At 62.0% G+C, this 19,936-nt stretch carries 19 protein-coding genes and 1 pseudogene; 11 read left to right on the top strand and 9 right to left on the bottom strand.

From position 1 onward, the window contains the following. Positions 1–72: 72 nt before the first annotated feature. Positions 73–501 carry a SufE family protein gene (locus FJ930_RS03920; RefSeq protein ID WP_141835014.1) on the top strand — a complete coding sequence of 143 codons (429 nt, stop codon included), beginning with the start codon at positions 73–75 and terminating at the stop codon, positions 499–501. Between the two features lie 88 nt (positions 502–589). On the opposite strand, the gene FJ930_RS03915 is transcribed toward FJ930_RS03920, so the two are convergent. Continuing rightward, complete coding sequence (locus tag FJ930_RS03915) at positions 590–1,015, bottom strand: MucR family transcriptional regulator (RefSeq protein ID WP_010915014.1); 426 nt, start codon at positions 1,013–1,015, stop codon at positions 590–592. Between the two features lie 613 nt (positions 1,016–1,628). Between FJ930_RS03915 and FJ930_RS03910 the strand changes: the two genes are divergently transcribed. The 3 genes and pseudogenes from FJ930_RS03910 to FJ930_RS03900 all read left to right on the top strand — a co-directional run bounded on the left by FJ930_RS03910 (position 1,629) and on the right by FJ930_RS03900 (position 4,370). Then, complete coding sequence (locus tag FJ930_RS03910) at positions 1,629–3,752, top strand: S9 family peptidase (RefSeq protein WP_141835011.1); 2,124 nt, start codon at positions 1,629–1,631, stop codon at positions 3,750–3,752. Next, positions 3,749–3,853: pseudogene (locus tag FJ930_RS03905) on the top strand (LysE family translocator); the annotation flags it as partial. The gene FJ930_RS03910 and the pseudogene FJ930_RS03905, both read left to right, overlap by 4 nt. 115 nt (positions 3,854–3,968) lie before the next feature. Then, positions 3,969–4,370, top strand: coding sequence for an SET domain-containing protein-lysine N-methyltransferase (locus FJ930_RS03900; protein ID WP_140611246.1), 402 nt, complete (start codon positions 3,969–3,971; stop codon positions 4,368–4,370). A 99-nt stretch (positions 4,371–4,469) separates the two neighbouring features. On the opposite strand, the gene FJ930_RS03895 is transcribed toward FJ930_RS03900, so the two are convergent. The 4 genes from FJ930_RS03895 to FJ930_RS03880 all read right to left on the bottom strand — a co-directional run bounded on the left by FJ930_RS03895 (position 4,470) and on the right by FJ930_RS03880 (position 7,769). Then, complete coding sequence (locus FJ930_RS03895) at positions 4,470–5,420, bottom strand: cytochrome c (protein WP_141835008.1); 951 nt, start codon at positions 5,418–5,420, stop codon at positions 4,470–4,472. 9 nt (positions 5,421–5,429) lie between these two features. Then, positions 5,430–5,867, bottom strand: a complete 438-nt coding sequence (locus FJ930_RS03890) for a cytochrome c (RefSeq protein WP_141835005.1) — start codon at positions 5,865–5,867, stop codon at positions 5,430–5,432. 248 nt (positions 5,868–6,115) lie between these two features. Next, complete coding sequence (locus FJ930_RS03885) at positions 6,116–6,718, bottom strand: superoxide dismutase (protein ID WP_141835002.1); 603 nt, start codon at positions 6,716–6,718, stop codon at positions 6,116–6,118. A 172-nt stretch (positions 6,719–6,890) separates the two neighbouring features. Continuing rightward, the gene (locus tag FJ930_RS03880; RefSeq protein WP_141834999.1) at positions 6,891–7,769 is read right to left on the bottom strand and encodes a branched-chain amino acid aminotransferase; all 879 of its coding nucleotides are present in this window, start codon (positions 7,767–7,769) and stop codon (positions 6,891–6,893) included. Positions 7,770–7,924: 155 nt separating this feature from the next. Here FJ930_RS03880 and FJ930_RS03875 point away from each other — a divergent pair, with 155 nt between their 5' ends. After that, complete coding sequence (locus FJ930_RS03875; RefSeq protein WP_141834996.1) at positions 7,925–8,584, top strand: haloacid dehalogenase type II; 660 nt, start codon at positions 7,925–7,927, stop codon at positions 8,582–8,584. A 174-nt stretch (positions 8,585–8,758) separates the two neighbouring features. Continuing rightward, positions 8,759–9,583 (top strand): L,D-transpeptidase, encoded by an 825-nt coding sequence (locus tag FJ930_RS03870; RefSeq protein ID WP_141834993.1) that lies wholly within the window; start codon positions 8,759–8,761, stop codon positions 9,581–9,583. Positions 9,584–9,674: 91 nt separating this feature from the next. Here FJ930_RS03870 and FJ930_RS03865 read toward each other — a convergent pair whose 3' ends face one another. Continuing rightward, the gene (locus FJ930_RS03865) at positions 9,675–11,213 is read right to left on the bottom strand and encodes a helicase HerA-like C-terminal domain-containing protein (RefSeq protein ID WP_141834990.1); all 1,539 of its coding nucleotides are present in this window, start codon (positions 11,211–11,213) and stop codon (positions 9,675–9,677) included. 274 nt (positions 11,214–11,487) lie between these two features. On the opposite strand from FJ930_RS03865, the gene FJ930_RS03860 reads away from it, so the two are divergent. Genes FJ930_RS03860 through FJ930_RS03845 form a run of 4 tightly spaced genes read left to right on the top strand, consistent with a single transcriptional unit; the run spans position 11,488 to position 15,727 of the window. Then, positions 11,488–12,930 carry a methylmalonyl-CoA mutase subunit beta gene (locus tag FJ930_RS03860; protein ID WP_141834987.1) on the top strand — a complete coding sequence of 481 codons (1,443 nt, stop codon included), beginning with the start codon at positions 11,488–11,490 and terminating at the stop codon, positions 12,928–12,930. Beyond that, positions 12,927–15,059: a methylmalonyl-CoA mutase gene (gene scpA / locus FJ930_RS03855; RefSeq protein ID WP_141834984.1), complete on the top strand. Its 2,133-nt coding sequence runs from the start codon at positions 12,927–12,929 to the stop codon at positions 15,057–15,059. Before FJ930_RS03860 ends, scpA begins: the two co-directional genes overlap by 4 nt. 60 nt (positions 15,060–15,119) lie before the next feature. Continuing rightward, on the top strand, positions 15,120–15,341 hold the full coding sequence (locus FJ930_RS03850) for an AbrB/MazE/SpoVT family DNA-binding domain-containing protein (protein WP_140742344.1): 222 nt from the start codon (positions 15,120–15,122) through the stop codon (positions 15,339–15,341). Then, the gene (locus FJ930_RS03845) at positions 15,338–15,727 is read left to right on the top strand and encodes a type II toxin-antitoxin system death-on-curing family toxin (protein ID WP_141834981.1); all 390 of its coding nucleotides are present in this window, start codon (positions 15,338–15,340) and stop codon (positions 15,725–15,727) included. The genes FJ930_RS03850 and FJ930_RS03845 overlap by 4 nt, the downstream gene beginning before the upstream one ends. Here FJ930_RS03845 and greA read toward each other — a convergent pair. Next, positions 15,724–16,206, bottom strand: coding sequence for a transcription elongation factor GreA (gene greA / locus FJ930_RS03840; protein WP_140742348.1), 483 nt, complete (start codon positions 16,204–16,206; stop codon positions 15,724–15,726). The two genes, FJ930_RS03845 and greA, sit on opposite strands and share 4 nt — an antisense overlap. A 115-nt stretch (positions 16,207–16,321) precedes the next feature. On the opposite strand from greA, the gene FJ930_RS03835 reads away from it, so the two are divergent. Beyond that, positions 16,322–17,698, top strand: a complete 1,377-nt coding sequence (locus tag FJ930_RS03835; RefSeq protein ID WP_141834978.1) for a TIGR03808 family TAT-translocated repetitive protein — start codon at positions 16,322–16,324, stop codon at positions 17,696–17,698. Here FJ930_RS03835 and FJ930_RS03830 read toward each other — a convergent pair. Together FJ930_RS03830 and FJ930_RS03825 are read right to left on the bottom strand one after the other, a co-directional pair. Then, on the bottom strand, positions 17,691–18,707 hold the full coding sequence (locus FJ930_RS03830) for an asparaginase (RefSeq protein WP_141834975.1): 1,017 nt from the start codon (positions 18,705–18,707) through the stop codon (positions 17,691–17,693). The two genes, FJ930_RS03835 and FJ930_RS03830, sit on opposite strands and share 8 nt — an antisense overlap. A gap of 28 nt (positions 18,708–18,735) precedes the next feature. Next, complete coding sequence (locus FJ930_RS03825; RefSeq protein ID WP_141834972.1) at positions 18,736–19,902, bottom strand: acetyl-CoA acetyltransferase; 1,167 nt, start codon at positions 19,900–19,902, stop codon at positions 18,736–18,738. Positions 19,903–19,936: the final 34 nt, after the last annotated feature.

Raw genomic sequence — 19,936 nt, 5'->3', positions numbered from 1 at the left:
CTGCCCTCTCGACGCCCGCGATGTCCTTGTTTTTTCCGTGACGCGGCGCCGCCGCGTGACTATATGCGGGTCATGACGACCACGATCCAGACGATCCGAGACGACTTCTCCTTCCTTGACGAGTGGGAGGATCGCTATCGTTACGTTATCGAGCTCGGCGAAGCGCTGCCTCCATTTCCCGACGAGGAGCGCAACGCTGCTAACAAGGTGCCAGGTTGCGTCAGCCAGGTCTGGCTGACCACCGAACGGGGACCGGGCGGCGACCCAGTCATCACCTTCAGGGGCGATTCGGATGCCCATATCGTGCGCGGTCTGGTGGCGATCATGCTGGCGCTGTTTTCCGGCAGGACCGCCAGCGAAATCCAGAAAACCGACGCGGAAGCGACGCTGAGGACCCTTGGTCTGAACGAGCACCTGTCGCCCCAGCGCGCCAACGGTCTCCGCTCCATGGTCAAGCGCATCAAGCGCGATGCCGAGATGGCGCTCGAACGGACCGCCTGACAAGCTTGATCCTGTACCGTGCGGCGACCCGTCCCGCGAAGTCAAACGGCGCCCGAAGGCGCCGTTGATGTCAGTCTGCGAGGAGCGATTACCGCGCCTTGCGCTTGCGGCCAAGGCCCATCTTCTTGGCGAGCTGCGAGCGGGCCGCCGCGTAATTCGGGGCAACCATCGGGTAGCTCGGATCGAGGTTCCACTTTTCGCGGTACTGGTCCGGCGTCAGATCATAATGGGTCATCAGGTGACGCTTCAGCGACTTGAACTTCTTACCGTCTTCAAGACAGACAATGTAGTCGTCGTGAACCGAGCGCTTCGGATTTACGGCCGGCTTCTGCTTGTCGGCAGGAGGCTGTTCGGCGGTTCCGCCCACACGCCCGAGAGCGGCATGCACATCCGATATAAGGTTCGGCAGTTCGCCGACCGGCACGGGATTGTTGCTGACATAGGCGGCCACCACATCGGCGGTCAGCTCGATCAGCGCATCATTGTTTCTGGAAGGTGTTTCGACAATATCCATGGTCTTCAGGCCCCAACAAGAGTTACGTCGGTCTACGCCCTTTTTTACAGGCAGGGCATCGCACGAATTTTGTGCAGGTAGAGCTTCTGCGATTCGTGTCGCGAGCATATCAATGCGACCGTGGACCAAGTAAGTCAATTCGCTCTTTGCATTATATTCAGGGATGTTGATCAACTATTCGCGGATCAGCTTCAATCTTTCGTGCATCGCGTAATTTTTCGATATTTCGCTCGCCAAATCGGCAAAGGCTGACGTGGCGTCAGTGCACCGTTACATTCGCGATAACTCACAGATCCGGCATTCAATGCTCCGGTTTGCTTGGCCATCGCACCGACAATCTTGGTTGTTCACATCTGTCCACGAAACCGCAGGTTGCCATGGATTTATCTTGCGGAAGCAACCTTGCGATGTCTGTGGGCCGCCTGCCTCAGGGCCAATCGATGCCGGTCGATCAATACAGGGCACTTGCCATAGACCCGGCCGGGTGACGAAGTTGCCTTTGCTGGCCGGATCATGCCAGACCTCACGCCAGCGATAGCGAACCGCCTGCTGCCCCATGCCGGTTTGTTGGCGATATCGAACACGTTTAAAAATACTTCCAGAGCGAGACGCAATGACCAAGCTCCCCCAATTTCCGATCGTCACCCCACCAACACCCGAGAAACGGCCGGTTTTCGACACGCATCACGGCATCACGCGAACCGATGAGTATGCCTGGCTGAGGGCCGACAACTGGCAGGAGATGTTCAGGGATCCTTCCTTGCTCGATGGCGCGATCCGAGTCGAACTCGAAGCCGAGAACGCCTACCAGTCGAAGCTGATGGCAGACACGGTCGACCTACAAAAGCAGCTTTTCAAGGAGATGAAAGGCCGCATCAAGGAAGACGATTCCTCCGTACCGATGAAGGACGGGCCTTATGCCTATGGTTCTTCCTTCAAGCTCGGCGGCGAGCAGCCGCGCTATTTCCGCATGCCACGCGACGGCGGCGCAGAACAGATCCTGCTTGATGGCGACGCCGAGGCCGAGGGCAAGGCCTATTTCCGGCTGGGCGGCGTCGACCATTCGGCCGATCATCGCAAGTTGCTGTGGGCATTCGACGACAAGGGCTCTGAATTCTACACACTGCGCGTGCGCGATCTTGCCGATGGCAAGGACCTGGCGGACCAGATTGCCGCCACCGGCGGTTCGGGTGTGTGGGACGCGGGCAATGACGGTTTCTTCTACACGCGTCTCGACCCCAATCACCGGCCGTCAAAGGTGCTGTTCCATGCACTGGGGCAGGCCCCTGAAAACGACCGCCTGATCTATGAGGAAAGCGATCCCGGCTTCTTCATGAATGTCGACGGTACCCGTAACAACCAATGGATCATGATCGGTATCAACGATCACGAGACCTCGGAATATCGCCTGTTGAGCGCCAGCGATCCGTTTGCCGAACCCAAGCTGGTTTCGGCGCGCGAGACCGGTCTCCAGTACGAGTTGGAAGAAGGCGGCGACATCTTCTTCATCCTGACCAATGCGGATGGCGCGAAGGACTTCAAGATCATGACGGCGCCGGCAAGCGATCCGGTGCGCGCCAACTGGCTAGAGCTGGTGCCGCATGAGCCGGGCCGGCTGATCCTGTCGGTGATCGGCTTCACGGATCATATGGTCCGGCTCGAGCGCAAGGAGGGCCTGCCGCGCATCGTCGTGCGCGATCGCGCGAGCGGCGAGGAGCACCTGATTTCCTTCGACGAGGAGGCGTTTTCGCTCGGTCTTTCGGGTTCCTATGAATACGACACCGAAATCATGCGCTTTTCCTATTCGTCGATGACGACGCCGTCGCAGGTGTTCGACTACAACATGCGCACCCGCGAGCGTGTGCTGCTCAAGACGCAGGACGTGCCGTCCGGGCACGACCCGGACCATTATCTCACCAGACGGCTGATGGCACCCGCCGCCGACGGCGAACTGGTGCCGATCTCGCTTCTGCATCACCGCGACACGCCGCTGGATGGATCGGCACCTTGCCTGCTCTATGGTTACGGCTCCTATGGCATCACCGTGCCGGCGGCCTTCAACACCAACTGGTTCTCGTTGGTCGACCGCGGCCTGGTCTTTGCCATCGCCCATGTCCGCGGCGGCAAGGACAAGGGGTACGGCTGGTACGATGACGGCAAGCGTGCGCACAAGATGAACACCTTCACCGATTTCGTCGCCTGTGCGCGCCACCTGGTTGCCGAGCGCTATACGGCGCATGACCGTATCGTCGCGCAAGGCGGTTCGGCCGGCGGCATGTTGATGGGCGCCGTCGCCAACATGGCGCCGGACTGCTTTGGCGGCATCGTCGCCGAGGTTCCGTTCGTCGATGTGCTCACCACCATGCTCGACGCGACCCTGCCGCTGACGCCGCCGGAATGGCCGGAATGGGGCAACCCGATCGCGTCAGCCGACGACTACCGGACGATCGCCGCCTATTCGCCGTACGACAATGTCGCTGATCTCGACTACCCGCCGATCCTGGCGCTCGCCGGTCTCACCGATCCGCGCGTCACCTATTGGGAACCGGCCAAATGGGTAGCGCGGCTGCGCGACCGCAAGAGCGGCGACAATCCGGTGCTGTTCAAGATCAATATGGATTCCGGCCATGCCGGCGCGTCCGGCCGGTTCTCACGCCTGGAAGAGATCGCCTATATCTACGCCTTTACGCTGAAGGTGACGGGCAAGGCGCAGCTTGTCGAGGAAACGCTTCGATGATCGATCTGTCCACATTGATAGCCTACATCGCCGTTGTGCTCGGCTTTGTCTTCATTCCGGGTCCGGCCACGCTGTTGACGATCGCCCGCGCAACGATGGCGATCATGGCCTTTTGAATTCCGCATTGCTCATTTCCGCTCGCAATCGCGGCGGCCTCGCGCTACCCAAGGCACGTTTTCTCCGGGCCAAGATGCCCACCTCGCACAAGGGTCCATTATGCTGCTCGTCGACGTGTATCTCGACAAATCGCCCATCCAGGGCATCGGCGTTTTTGCCAAGAACCCTATTGCCCGCGGCACGTTGATCTGGAAGCTGGATCCAAGGTTCGACCGGATCATTGCGGTCGAGACTTATGAGGGCGAAAGCGGTCCGGTGAAGAGCTATCTCGACCGCTACGCCTATCCAGACCGGCGCGATCCGAATTACATCGTCTTCGAAGCGGACGACGCTCGCTACATGAACCATGCCGACGAGCCGAACTGCGACGTCTCCTCGCCCGAGGAGAGTTTCGCCCTGCGCGACATCGCGGCCGGCGAAGAACTGACCTGCAACTACAACCATTTCTTCGAAGCGGGATTCGATTTCCTGGGCGACCGCCATCCGTCATCCGACAACTAGCTAAGCAATTCCAGGAAAAGTGCGAAGCGGTCTTCTGTCCGGAATTGCGTCAAAAAGAGAGATCGAGCGGGTCGGCGTTCCTTGAAACGATGAACCGCTTTAGTTCGTGCCTTTCTTGCGCGCCGGGTAGCCATTTGGATGCGGCGGTATCGCCTTGAGGTAGGCCGCGATCGCCGCACGATCCCCCGCGGTCAGTTCGGCCGTGTTGCGTTGTACATCGACCATCGCGCCGCCAACGGAATCAAAACTGGGCGTGAAACCGGTTTCGAGGTAGTTGGCAATGTCGGCCTCCGACCACTTGTCGACACCGCCCTCACCCGATGTGATGTTGGGGACGACGCCGCTGCCTTCGGCCGCCACTGCACCGGCCAGCCATTCACTTTTCCTGGTGCCGCCCGCGAAGTCGCGCGGCGTGTGGCATTCACCGCAATGGCCCGGCCCTTCGACCAGGTAGCGGCCCGCCACCACCGGATCAGGCGCACCATCGGGCAAGGCAACGACCGGCTGGTCGCTGAGATAGAGCCGTTTCCACAGGCCGATGCCACGACGAATGTTGAAGGGGAAAGCGAGCGAATTGCCCCGCGCCTTGCCGGCGACCGCTGGCAATGTCTTCAGGAAAGCATAGAGATCGGCAATGTCCGATGGCTTCATACGTGCGTAGGACGCATAGGGAAAGGCCGGATAGAAGTGCTCGCCAGACGGCGACACCCCTTTGAGCATCGCATTGGCGAAATCCTCGAACGACCAGGCGCCGATGCCGTCCTTGGGATCTTGCGAGATGTTGGGAGGAACGAAAACGCCGAACGGCGTCTTCAGTTCAAGACCGCCCACGAGCTGAAGCCGTGCATCGCCCTGTGAACCCGGCTTTGCATGGCAGGAGGTGCAGCCGCCGGCATAGAAGATGCGCTTGCCCCTAGCCGCATCGCCAGGCCCGAGCTCGGCTAGGGCCCGCGTGTCCAAGGTCACGGGTGCCGAGAGGACCCATCCGGCAACCGCGCCGACGCCGCCCAGGATAATGAGGGCGCCGACGAATTTCCTGGGGAAGGGCATTGCCCGTTATCAGCCTTTTTTCACCCGATAGCTCTGGTGGCAGGCGCCGCAATTGGACGCGATGGCGCCGAATTTCGTCTTCAATGTATCGATATCGGCGGGTGTGGCGGCGGTTGCCGCCTTGACGTCGGCGAGATATTTGTCTTCCGCGGCCTTGAAGCCTGGCATGTCTTCCCAGATTTTCGGCGCCGCCGTGGTATCGCCCGCATCGCTGCCCGCTGGAAACAGGGTGCCGACATCGAACTTCTCGGCATTCGCCTGCAGCGCCTGCAGTTGCGTCAGTACGGCAGCGGCATCAAAGGGCTCCTCCCCCTTGACCACTTTCGACAGGCCGCCGACGATCTTTCCGCGTTCCTTCATCAGAGCTTGCCGATCGAGGATCGGGTCCGCAAACGCGGCCGAGCCGGCAACTGCGAGCATGGAAATGGCGACGATAAGCTTTCTCATTCAATTGGCTCCGTGATGAAGGCATTTGGGGACACGACGTAAACGGATGTGGCGAACGGAATATTCCCTTTGCCTCCTGATGACTTTTCCAGACCCTTGCTGGCGCGGATCTCGAGGCAGAAAAAGAAAAGCCCCGGGCTGCCGGGGCTTTTCCGAAGATCGATCAGGCTATTACAGCACCGCGCGCCCTTGGCGCGCAAAAGACGCTGCGCATGATCCTTTCCGAGAATCGTGTCCGATTCTCGGCGTCATGCGCGGGCCTTTTCGTAGAGCTCGAGAACGTGATCCCAGTTGATCAGGCTATCGACGAAGGCCTCAAGATATTTCGGCCGCGCGTTGCGATAGTCGATGTAGTAGGAGTGTTCCCAGACATCGACGCCGAGGATCGGCGAGGCGCCATGAACGAGCGGGTTCTCGCCGTTCGGCGTCTTCGAGATCGCCAGCTTGCCGTCCTTGACCGAAACCCAGGCCCAGCCCGAACCGAACTGCGTCGTGCCGGCCGCGATGAAGTCGGCCTTGAACTTGTCGTAGCCGCCGAGGTCGCTGTCGACCACCTTCTGCAGAGCCCCGGGCAGCTTGTTGCCGCCGCCGCCTTTCTTCATCCACTTCCAGAAATGGATATGGTTGTAGTGCTGCGCGGCATTATTGAAGAGGCCGGCATTCTTGCCGAACGATTGTTTCACCACCTCTTCGACCGACAGGTCGCCCATGCCGGCTTCCGCGGCCAGTTTGTTGCCGTTGTCGACATAGGCCTTGTGGTGCTTGTCGTGGTGATATTCCAACGTCTCTTTCGACATGTAGGGCTGCAGGGCCTCGTAGTCGTAAGGCAGAGCGGGCAATTCAAAAGCCATGGACGGTACTCCCTCGATGAAAATCCGGTGTGGATACCGGATCAAGATAGGTCTGGATCGGGCTCGGACAACTCCGAAATGAAGCGCCGGACGCTCTTTCTAGGCGGGTTCCGGCGAACTGTCACACGGTTTCCAAAAACGAAACCGCGTTGCGACAAAACGCCGGACGGGATCAGTTGGCCGGCGTCGAATGCGCCCAATCCCAATAGAGTTCACGCGCTTTCTTGGCTACCGGCCCGGGTTGCAGGTTGCGATCCTCGATGCGCGTGACCGGCACCACTTTGGAATGGTTGCCGGTCGAAAAGATCTCGTCGGCTTCGAGGAAATCGCGCACCGACAGCGTCTTTTCGGCGGTCCTGAAGCCATAGTCGCCGAGCAACGTCATCGTCCGCGAGCGCGTGATGCCGGACAGGAAGGTGCCGTTCGGCGCCGGCGTCAGCACGTGGCCATCCTTGACCAGGAAGATGTTGGAGCTGCCGGTCTCGGCGACGTTGCCCAGCATGTCTAGAACCAGCGCATTGTCGAAGCCTCGCATCTTGGCTTCGAGGATGGCACGGCCATTGTTGGGATAGAGGCAACCAGCCTTGGCGTTGGTCGGCATCGTTTCGATGGTCGGACGCCGGAACGGCGACACCGTCACGGAAAAGCCGGTCGGCGCGATCATCGGCGATTCGTAGAGGCAAAGGCAGAAGCGTGTCGATGCGGGATCGGCCGGCACGCCAATGTAGCCGCCATGCTCGGCCCAATACATCGGCCTGATATAGACCGCCGTCTTGCCATCGAACTTCTTCAATCCGTCCCAGGTCAGTCCGACGATCTGTTCGGGCGTCATGTTCGGCTTGAGGCCGAGAGCGATCGCCGAGGCGTTCACCCTGCTGGCGTGGAGGTCGAGGTCGGGCGCCACACCTTCGAACCAGCGAGCGCCGTCGAACACGCTGGTGCCCAGCCACATGGCATGGCTGCGCGGTCCAAGAATGGCGACGTTGCCTTCGTACCAGTCGCCATCGACGAAAGTCCATGTCGCGGATTGCGCTGCTGCCGCCAATGTCATCGCGTTGTCCCGTTCCGATCAATCTCGTGTGACAGCCATTGGAAGATGCTTTAGCCGGCGCCGTCAACCAGCATCAAGGAGTTTTGTTGAGGCCAGCGACGGCGCGATGCAATCAAGGCTTGCGCCTTGCCGCGCCGCGCCTCAAAACTGTTGACATGCAATATGCCGCCTATGTTTTCGACGCCTATGGCACGCTGTTCGACGTGCATGCCGCCGTGCGCCGCCATGCCGATCAGATCGGCCCGGACGGTCAGCTCCTGTCCGAAATCTGGCGCGCCAAGCAGCTCGAATATTCCTGGGTGCGCACGCTGATGGGCGCCTATGCCGATTTCTGGCAGTTGACCGAACAGTCGCTCGACTTCGCCTTGCGCAAGGTCCCTTCGGCCGATCCGAGCCTCAAGGTCAGGTTGCTGGAAGCCTATTGGCGTCTGGACTGCTACCCGGAAGTGCCGGCCGTGCTGAAAGCGCTCAAGGCTTCGGGTGCCAGGCTGGCGATCCTCTCCAACGGCTCGCCCGAAATGCTGGAAGCGGCGGTCAAGTCCGCGGCGCTCGACCAGGTGCTGGACGAGATCTATTCCGTCGATGCGGTGCGGCGCTTCAAGACCGATCCGGCGGTCTATGACATGGTCGCCACTGGCTGGCGGCTCTACCCCGGCGCGGTTTCCTTCCAGTCCTCCAATCGCTGGGATATCGCGGGCGCCACCAAATTCGGTTTCCGCACGGTTTGGATCAACCGTTCCAATCAGCCCGAAGAATACCGGGACTTTCCGCCGACCGTGATCCTGCCGTCCCTTGAAGCCCTTGTCACAGCCTAAGCCAACTGCCTGTGACCCTGGCGCCACAGTGGCAGCGCGGTCACAGCTTCGCCTTTGTTTGTCCACGTTCGGGCCAGAATCGGAACCGCCTATCGCCTCAGGTGTTGTCAGGCACCCGCGTAGCGGCAAGCGAATTCACGCTTTGTTGGAATTTGAGTCTTAAAGAAGGCAGCCATGTCCATAACCGAAATCGAATCCTATCGCCTGAGCCGTCGCGGCTTCCTCAACGCCGCAGCACTGGGCGCAGCCTCGATCGCGGTTTCCGCGTGTGCCACCACCGGACCTGGGCCGGTTCAGCCTCCCCCGCCAACCTATGTCGAGCCGCCTCTGGCCGACTATGCCTCGATGTACGCGGCTGTCAGCGATGGCGGCTTCGATCTGCCGGCCATCCCCGTCGACAGGATCGATCCGCAGTTCCTGCGCCAGATCGTTCCCGACCCGACCGGCCAGAAGCCGGGAACCATCGTCGTCGATACGACAGGCCACTTCCTCTATCTGGTTCGTCCGGGCGGCCAAGCCATCCGCTATGGCGTCGGCCTTGGCCGCGCCGGCTTCGAATGGTCGGGAGATGCCGTCGTCCAGTGGAAGCAGAAATGGCCGAAGTGGACGCCGCCGGATGAAATGATCGCCCGGCAGCCGGAATTGAAGCAGTACAGCGCCGACAATGGCGGCATGCCCGGCGGTTTGAAGAACCCGCTCGGTGCGCGTGCGCTCTACCTCTTCCAGGGCAATGTCGACACGCTTTATCGCCTGCACGGCTCGCCGGAATGGCGCTCGATCGGCAAATCGGTGTCGTCGGGCTGCGTACGCCTGATGAACCAGGACATCATCGACCTCTACGACCGCGTGCCCCAGAAGACCCCGGTCATCGTGACCAGCGACGCCCGCCAGCCGATGGTCGCGACTGCGAACCACAAGGCCATCCCGATCGACGCCGGCGTGCCGGACGGATCGGTATTGCTTGGACCGGTCAAAGCGGTAACCGACGCGATTTTCTAATCCGATCGCGCCTACGGAAATGCATGGCGCCGCGCGTCCGAAGGAACTCGCGGCGCCATAAGCCAGCTTTGCTGACTGACTGGTGCGGGGCTCAGCGGCCTCTTGAAAGACTGCCCAGAATCCCGCGCACGATGGCGCGTCCAACCGACGAGCCGACCGAGCGCACCACCGACTTGATCGCGGCCTCCGCCACCGTCTGACGATTGGAGGGGCGCGGCGCCGGCGCGCGCCTGCCGCCGGACCGCGGCGCGGAATCATCATCGCCAAAGCCTGGAATGGTCCAGCGCGAGCCACCGCTGCCCGCCTGCTGTTCGGCATCCTGCGCCTCCTTGGCTTTCTTCTGCAGGATTTCGAAGGCTGACTCGCGGTCGATGACCTGGTCGTACTGGCCGGCAACCGGGCTCTCCGCGATCAGCTGGCGGCGCTCGTCCGGCTTGATCGGGCCGAGGCGCGAGGATGGCGGACGGATCAGCGTGCGTTGCACCATGGATGGAACGCCCTTGGCCTCCAGCGTCGAAACCAGCGCCTCGCCGGTGGCGAGCTGGGTGATGGCGGTGGCGCAGTCGAAATCAGGATTGGGACGGAACGTTTCGGCCGCCGTCCTCACCGCCTGCTGCTCACGCGGTGTATAGGCGCGCAGTGCGTGCTGGACACGATTGCCGAGCTGGGCCAGCACCTTCTCGGGGATGTCCAGGGGGTTTTGCGTGACGAAATAGACGCCGACGCCCTTCGAACGGATCAGACGCACCACCTGTTCCACGCGGTCGATCAGCACCTTTGGCGCCTCGTCGAACAGCAGATGCGCCTCATCGAAGAAGAAAACCAGCTTCGGCTTGTCGGGGTCGCCGACCTCCGGCAGTTCCTCGAACAGCTCCGACATCAGCCAGAGCAGGAAGGTCGCGTAGAGGCGCGGGTTCATCATCAGCTTGTCGGCGGCCAGAACGCTGATGGCGCCGCGGCCGTCACGCGTGGTGCGCATGATGTCGGAAATCCGCAACGCCGGCTCGCCGAAGAAGTTCGCCGCGCCTTGGCTCTCCAGCACCAGCAACGTGCGCTGGATGGCCCCCACCGACGGCTTGGTGACATTGCCGTAGCGGGCGCTGATCTCGTCGGCGCGCTCCGCGATGTTAGCCAGCAGCGCCTGCAGGTCCTTGAGGTCGAGCAGCAGCAGGCCGTCTTCATCGGCAATGCGGAAGGCAATGTTCATGATGCCTTCCTGCGCTTCGGTGAGGTTCATCAGCCGCGACAGAAGCAAGGGACCCATCTCGGAAATGGTGGCGCGGATGGGGTGACCCTGCTCACCGAACAGGTCCCAGAAGATGACGGGGAACTCCTGGAAATCGTAAGGATCGAGCTTGACCTGCGCGGCGCGCTTGACCAGAAAATCCTGTGCCGTGCCCATCATGGCGATGCCGGACAGGTCGCCCTTGATGTCGGCGCAGAACACCGGCACGCCGGCGTTCGAAAATCCTTCTGCCAGGATCTGCAAGGTGACGGTCTTGCCGGTGCCGGTGGCACCCGTTACCAGGCCGTGACGATTCCCGTATTGCAGCAGCAGATTTTCGGCACGCTGATAGCTGTCGTCTGGCTTGCGGCTGGCGCCGATGAAAATACTGGTGTCGTCAGCCATATACCGGGTCTCCGCAAACTGATGTGTCTAAAAGCCAGCCTTTGCCCGAAGGTATAGTGAGGCCATCGCGGAGCGACAATGCCAATCGTCGCGATCGGTTTTTTCGTGCTTGCGGATTTTGCTGGTGTTTGGCAATCGTTCATGGTTCGTCCACACAAGCCGACCTATATCCGATGGATCGAATTCAGACCTTGGTCGTGCATTGCGATAACCGACCGGTGACCGTAGACTGAACTGCTCCGGGCTGGTGCGGCCACGTAAATGAGGAAGATGGATGGGCGCTGGAGCCTTGACCAGGGATGTTGAACCGGCGAATGCCGAACGCCTGCGATGGCTGGCCTTGGCGGAAAAGGCGTTGGCCGGGGCGTCCTTCGAGGAAAAGCTGGTTTCGCACACCGACGACAACATCCGCATCGAGCCACTCCACGAGCGTGCGACCGGAGCTGAACCGATCGTACGCGCGAATCCCCGATCGTCCTGGATCGTCAGTCAGCGCGTCGACGACCCAGATGTCGATCGTGCCAAGGCCCAGGTCCTGGATGATATCGCGCAGGGCGCGACCGGACTGTCGCTCGTCTTCGAAGGTGCTCCGAACGCATTCGGCTACGGCCTGCCCAGGACTGCGCAGGCGCTTGAAACGGTGCTGGAGGGCGTGCCCCTCAACCGGGTCCAGATCCGCATCGACACCCATCCGTGGAGCCGCCCCATGGCCGACTGGCTGGTGGCGTTCCTGAGCAAGCGCCGCTCCGATCCGGCAAAACTCAACCTCTCCTTCGGCATCGATCCGGCGGCGATCCTTGCGGGCACCGGCCGGCTTCGCATGTCGATCGAGGCATTGCAGGAATCGATGCCGCAGTCGCTGGCGCATTTCTTCTCGATGGACGTTCCCGGTGTGCTTCTGGAAGCGGACGGGCGCGTCTTCCACAATGCCGGTGCCACGGAAGCGCAGGAACTCGGCATCATGCTGGCTTCGGCGGTCTCGTATCTGAGAATGTTCGAAAAAGCCCGGCAGCCGCTCGTCTATGCGGCACCTCATATCGGCTTCGCGCTGAGTGTCGACCAGGACCAGTTCCTGTCGATGGCCAAGGTGCGGGCCTTGCGCAGGCTTTGGGCACGGGTGCAGGAAGCCTGTTCGATCCCCAACTCCACGGCCAATATCCATGCCGAGACATCATTCCGCATGATGACGGCATTGGATCCGGAGACCAACATCCTGCGCACGACGATCGGCTGCTTCGCGGCGGCGGCGGGGGGAGCCGATTCGATCTCCATCCTGCCGCATACGATCGCGCACGGCCTGCCGGCGCCTTTTGCCCGCCGCGTCGCACGCAACGCGCAGCTGATCATGGCCAATGAAAGCCACATCGATCATGTCGCCGATCCTGCCTATGGTTCCGGCGCGGTGGAAGCGCTGACATCAGATCTTTGCGCTGCGGCATGGGCGGAATTGCAGGCGATCGAGGCCGAGGGGGGTGTGCTGTCCAGCCTTCAGCAAGGACATATCCAGCAACGCGTCCGCACGGCGGCCGCTCGGCGCGAAGCCGCCTTCAAGGTGGGCGAGCGGGCGATCATCGGCACCACGCTCTATCCGCTGAAAAGCGAGCGTCCGGTCGAGACGCTCGACGCCGAACGGCGCCCTGCCTTCACTGAAGGCGTCGTGCTTTGCGAACCGCTGTTCCCGGTCCGCATCGACCAATCCATCGGGGCCGCATCTTGATTCCGGATTTCAGTCAGATCGGCTGGGTGCCGCCGCACCGCGCATCGGAAGAGATCAAGGGCCAGCGGATGACGCCCGAAGGTCTTGTCGTCAAGCATCTGTACAGCCAGGGCGACCTCAAGGGCCTGCCGCATCTCGATACCTATCCGGGCCTGCCGCCCTTCGTGCGCGGCCCCTACCCGACGATGTATGTCCAGCAGCCCTGGACGATCCGGCAATATGCCGGATTCTCGACGGCGGAGGAATCCAACGCCTTTTACCGGCGCAATCTTGCCGCCGGTCAGAAAGGCCTGTCGGTTGCGTTCGATCTCGCCACGCATCGCGGCTATGACAGCGATCATCCGCGCGTCGCGGGCGACGTCGGCATGGCGGGCGTCGCCATCGATTCCATACTCGACATGCGGCAACTGTTCGATGGCATCCCGCTCGGCGACATGACCGTGTCGATGACGATGAACGGCGCGGTGCTGCCGATCATGGCGCTCTATATCGTCGCGGCGGAAGAACAGGGCGTTGCGCAGAAGGATCTGGCCGGGACCATTCAGAACGACATTCTGAAGGAGTTCATGGTCCGCAACACCTACATCTATCCGCCGAAACCCTCGATGCGGATCGTTTCGGACATCTTCTCCTACACCTCGAAGAACATGCCGAAGTTCAATTCGATATCGATCTCCGGCTACCACATGCAGGAGGCCGGCGCGACCGCCGACCTGGAACTCGCCTATACGATCGCCGACGGCATCGAATATGCCCGTGCCGGCGTCGCGGCTGGCCTCGATATCGACCGCTTCGCGCCACGCCTGTCCTTCTTCTGGGCGATCGGCATGAATTTCTTCATGGAAGTGGCCAAGCTCAGGGCCGCGCGCCTGCTATGGGCGACCTTGATAGAGAAGAATTTCGCGCCGAAGGACGAGCGCTCTCTGTCGCTGCGCACCCATAGCCAGACCTCCGGCTGGTCGCTGACGGCGCAGGATCCCTATAACAACATCATCCGCACCATGATCGAGGCGATGGCGGCCACGCAAGGCCACACGCAGTCGCTGCACACCAACTCCTTCGACGAGGCGATGGCGCTGCCGACCGACCATTCGGCCCGCATCGCCCGCAACACGCAGCTCATCCTGCAGAAGGAATCCGGAACCACGCGCATCATCGATCCGTGGGGCGGATCGGCCTATCTCGAACGGCTCACCCATGATCTGGCGGCGCGCACGCTGACCCATATCGAGGAGGTCGAGGCGCTTGGCGGCATGGCCGCCGCGACCGAACAGGGCATTCCGAAGCTGCGCATCGAGGAAGCGGCTGCACGCACGCAGGCGCGCATCGATTCCGGCGAGCAGATGCTGGTCGGGGTCAATGCGCATCGCCCGGAGACCGACATCGAGGTCGATGTGCTGAAGATCGACAATGCCGAGGTGAGAGCCCGGCAATTGTCGAAGCTGCAGCATCTGAAGGGCACGCGCGATGTCGCCGCCGTGGAAAGCGCGCTCGACGCGCTGACCCGTGCCACGCAAGGCAATGAGAACCTCCTGGAATTCGCCATCCGCGCCGCGCGCGCCAATGCCACGGTCGGCGAAATCTCGTACGCGCTGGAAAGAGCCTTTGGCCGGCACGTCGCCACCGTACAGACCATTTCCGGTGTCTATCGCAAGGCGCTTGGCGACAATCCAGTGGTCGATGGGCTGCAGGACAAGCTTGCTGCTTTCGAGAAAAAAACCGGCGGCAGGCCGCGCATTCTCGTTGCCAAGATGGGACAGGATGGCCATGACCGGGGGCAGAAGGTGATCGCCACCGCCTTCGCCGACCTCGGCTTCGACGTCACCGTCGGCGCGATGTTCCAGACGCCGGAGGAGATTGCGAAGCTGGCGGTCGAGCATGATGTCCATGTCATCGGCGCGTCGTCGCTGGCGGCAGGGCACCTGACGCTGATCCCCGAATTGCGCGACGCGCTGAAAAAACTCGGCCACGGCGACATGCTGATCGTGGCCGGGGGCGTCATCCCGCCACAGGATTATCATGCGGTGCTGCAAGCTGGTGCCGCGGAAATCTTTCCGCCGGGAACTGTTATTCCGGAGGCGGCGGATCGGTTGATGGACAGGTTGTTGGCAGAAGGCTACAAGTTATAATTTTTGTTGTAACGAGCAACGCGGCACGTTATAATCACCGTTGCAACAGAGTACTCCGCCATGAACACGACCATCCGCAAGATCGGTAATTCCGAAGGTGTCATCCTGCCGAAGGAGCTTCTCGAGCGCCTGAACATGAAGACAGGTGATCAGCTCCAGATTGTCGAAACGGATAAGGGCATTGCCCTTGAGCCGGTGGATGACAGTTTCGAGCGGCAGATGGAAGCTGCTCGTAAGGTCATGGACAAGTACAAGGTCGCGCTCCAGAAGCTCGCGGAATGAGCTGGGAGTTTCTGACCCGGCGCGCAGTCGAAGCGATGCACGCCGAGCAATTGCGCAGACATGGCGGAGCACAAGGTTTGAGAGATGAAAATGCTCTTGAATCGGCGCTTGCCCGCGCCGAAAACAAGGCAGGCTACGGAGAGCCTTCCGTTGAGGATCTTGCAGCCGCCTATGTCTTCGGTATTGCCAGGAACCATGCCTTTGTCGACGGCAATAAACGCACTGCCATCGTGGCAGCCGGCGCATTTTTGATCGTGAACGGCTATGTCCTGACGGCTAATGACGGCACGCTCTACGAGTTCGTCATGGCCGTCGCCGCGGGTGAGATCGACGAGGCCGGCGCCGCGGCATTCTTCCGCGACCACGCCGTCAAGCTCGACGGCTAGTTCTCGGCCTTGTCCGAGAGCTTGACGATCTCCCATTCCTTGCCGTTGACAGCAGCCACGTCGCCAACCTTCTTGCCGAACAAGGCGACCGCCATCGGCGAAACATGCGAAATGCTGCCCTTCGACGGATCCGCTTCGTCTTCGCCGACGATCTTCCAGTGCACCTTCTTGCCGTCATCGCCTTCCAGCGTCACGCCCATGCCGAAGCGGACGACGTCGCTACCGGGCTCCGGTGTGGAAAGCTCGGCGCTCTCCCGCCGCGCGGTCCAGTAGCGGAGGTCGCGCGACACGACGGCGATGCGCTCGCGGTCGGCTTTCCGTTCGGCTTTCGCCAGAACATCGCGCAAGTCGGCCAGATTGTCTTCGATCTGCGCCAGGCCGCGCTCCGTCACCAGATTGCGGTGCGGACTGATCGGCCGCTCACCGACGCCAGCAATGGCATTCTCGCTGTCTTCTTCGCGGGTGAAAGCTCTGCTCATTCCCTGAACTTAGGCGCCGGATGGCTGCGCGACAAGCCATTGCTGCTGAGAACAAGCGCCGAACGTCTGGCACGATTCCTGCCATGTCAGGACTGAACACTGGGATTCTGTGCCGATGTTGAACAGACGAACGCTGCTGACGCGTACCGCCGGCTTTGCCATCATAGGCCTTTCGTTTGGCAAGGCGGCCGCCGCCAGCCTGACCGGCATCGAAAAGGCATCGATGCGCGGTTCCATCAATGCCACCGAACTTGGCGTGCAGCCCGGCACCTTTGACGACCAGAGCAAGGCCTTCGCCAAGCTGCTGCGCGACGCGAACAGCCGCGATATGCCGGTGTTCCTCCCGCCCGGCACCTATCTTGTTTCCAACCTTTCGCTGCCCGGCCGCGTGCGTCTTTCCGGCGTGCCGGGTGCCACGCGGATCGTCTATGGCGGCGACGGCCACCTCTTCATGGCCGAACAGGCCGACCATATCGAACTGAGCGGGCTGGTCTTCGACGGTGCGAACCGCTCGATGGGCGACTACGCGCAAGGGTTGCTTGATCTGCGCCAGGTCGGCCATCTCGTCGTCGACAATTGCCAGGTAACCGGCAGCGGCAAGAACGGACTGGCGCTGGAACATTCGGCGGGCCGCATCGAACGCTCGGAGATATCGGGCGCAGCCGATGCCGGCATCTATTCAGTCGAGGCCAGTGGGCTGGCGATCACGGGCAACACCGTCGCCGACTGCGCCAATGGCGGCATTCTCGTTCATCGCTGGCAGGCGGCGGAAGACGGCACCATGGTCACCGGCAACCGCGTCGAACGCATTGGCGCGCGCGGCGGCGGAACCGGCCAGAACGGCAACGGCATCAATGCCTTCCGCGCCGGCAATGTCGTCATCTCGGGCAATGTAGTTTCGGACTGCGCTTTTTCGGCGATCCGGGCCAACAGCTCCAGCAACCTTCAGGTATCGGGCAACACCTGCTCGCGCTCTGGCGAGACCGCGGTCTATTCCGAATTCTCGTTCGAGGGCGCCGTCATCAGCAACAACATCGTCGATGGCGCGGCCAACGGAATCTCGATCGTCAACTTCAACGAAGGCGGCCGCATGGGTATCTGCTCGGGCAATATCGTGCGCAATCTGTCGACCACCGGCCCCTACCCGGCCGATCCGCCCGGCTTCGGCGTCGGCATCGGCGTCGAGGCCGACACCATCGCTTCCAACAACGTGATCGAGAACGCGCCGCTCTATGGCATGTCGATCGGTTGGGGACCGTATTTGCGCAATGTTGTGGCCACCGGCAACATCATCCGCAAGGCAGGCACCGGCATTGTCGTCAGCGTGGTCGAGGGTGCCGGCACGGCCGTCATCTCCGACAACGTCATTGACGGCACGTTGAACGGCGCCGTCGTCGGGCAGCGCTGGGCGGAACCGGTGACGGCCGACCTCACCCAGTTGACCAACAGCGGCTTCGCGCATCTGACCGTCGAGCGCAACCGGGTCAGTTGATCGCGGCCTTCAAGGCTTGCGTCGGCCGCAGTGCCCCGACCTTGGCCCCGACCCGGCTTTCGATCGGCGCGTTTGCCATTCCGGCCAGTTTTGCCGCCAAGGCCTCGTCCGCACGCAACAACCCGGCAAGGACGGCGGCAGCCATGGCTTCGCCGGCGCGGCCGGCACCATCATCGCATTTGACTGCTATGCCGAGGCCAAGTTCAGGTATTGCGCTGCAGTGGACGCCTTCGGCGCCGCCTTTCGCAAAAATCCGGCCCGGTGCGGCTTCCATCAAAGCGAGATCGGCGCGGCCAGTGCCAGCGACGAAGAAGGGCTCCGCCATGCAGGCGCCCAGCAACCGCTTCGCGGCCTTGGCTCGCTCGGGACCAAAACCATTTGTGGTGGCCATGCGGGCAAAGCCGAGCGCGAAACTCCTGAGCGGCACGGCATAGGTCGGGATCGAGCAGCCGTCTGTCGCCCGCTCATCCGGGCCGTGGACAGCGCCGGTGACCGCCTGCATGGCGTCGCGCACCATCTCCTGCAAGGCGTGATCAGGCTTGACGTAGCCGCGGTGGCCGATGCCGGAATGGACGCAGGTGCAGAGGAAGCCGGAATGTTTGCCGGAACAGTTGTTGTGCAGCGCATTCGGCAAATCGCCGGTGCGGGCGAGCGCGATCTCCGCGTCATGATTCGATGGCCAATGCGCGCCGCATTCGAGTGCTGACTTGTCCAGTCCGGCCTTGGCCAGCATGGCCCGCGCCAGTTCGACGTGCGCTGGCTCGCCCGAATGCGAGGCGCAGGCCAGCGCCAGTTCGCGGTTGCCGAAGCCATAAGCGTCGGCAGCACCGGTTTCGATCAGCGGCAAGGCCTGGATGGCTTTGACCGCCGAGCGTGGAAACACCGGCTTCGAGGTGTCGCCGATTTCCCAGACCGACTTGCCGTCGGCATCGAAGACCGCGACGGCACCACGATGGGCGCTCTCGACGATCGAGCCGCGCAGAATCTCGATCAGAACCGGATTTGCCAATGTAACCTCCCGCGAATGCAGGGGCGGTTTACCTGATCCGGTCGAGAATGGAAACGTAGTTGGCGACCGCCGCGCCACCCATGTTGAAGATGCCACCAAGCTTTGCGCCCGGCACCTGGATGCCGCCGGCTTCACCGACAAGCTGCATGGCGGTCAAGACATGCATGGACACACCGGTGGCGCCGATCGGATGACCCTTGGCCTTCAGCCCGCCGGAGGGATTGACCGGCAAGCGGCCGTCCTTGGCCGTCGTGCCGTCAAGCGCCAGTTTGGCGCCCTCGCCGGGCTTCGCCAGGCCCATCGCCTCATACTCGATCAATTCGGCAATGGTGAAACAGTCATGCGTCTCGACGAAGGACAGGTCCTCGAGCGTCACGCCGGCGTTCTTCAGCGCGCGGGTCCAGGCCTGTTCACAACCTTCGAACGCCAGGATGTCGCGCTTCGACATCGGCAGGAAATCCTGCACATGTTCGTTGGCGCGGAAGGCAACCGCACGGCGCATCTTCAAAGCCGTTGCCGTGTCGGCCAGGACAAGGGCCGCGGCGCCATCGGAAACCAGCGAGCAGTCGGTGCGCTTCAGCGGGCCGGCGACGAAGGGGTTTTTCTCGCTTTCCTGCCGGCAGAAATCATAGCCGAAATCCTTGCGCATCTGGGCATAGGGATTGTCGACGCCGTTCTTGTGGTTCTTGGCGGCAATCATGGCGAGCGCGTCCGACTGGTCGCCATAGCGCTGGAAATAGGCCTGCGCGATCTTGCCGAAGACGCCGGCAAAACCGGCGGGCGTTTCGCCATCCTCGGGCAGATAGGAAGCTTTCAGCAGGTTCTTGCCGATCTCGGGTCCAGGCGTCGTCGTCATCTGCTCGGCGCCAACCACCAGCACGATGCGGGCCGCATTGGCATCGATGGCGCGGATGCCTTGCCGGACCGCCGCCGATCCCGTCGCACAGGCATTCTCGACGCGCGTCGCCGGCTTGAAGCGCAGCCGATCGTCCGCCTGCAGCACCAGGCTTGCGGTGAAATCCTGCGCCGAAAAGCCGGCGTTGAAATGGCCAAGCACGATCTCGTCGACATCGTCCGGGCCGATTCCGGCATGGTCGAGCGCGTCCGTCGCGACCTTGACGATGAGGTTTTCGAGCGTCTCGCCCTCGAGCTTGCCGAAACGCGAATGCGCCCAGCCGACGATGCATGCGGTCATGGCGGTCTCCATCCTTGGCGCCAGCCTGTGGGCC

Source organism: Mesorhizobium sp. B2-4-15 (assembly GCF_006658505.1).
Classification (GTDB): Bacteria; Pseudomonadota; Alphaproteobacteria; order Rhizobiales; family Rhizobiaceae; genus Mesorhizobium.
This window is presented reverse-complemented; position numbering and strand designations above follow the sequence as displayed.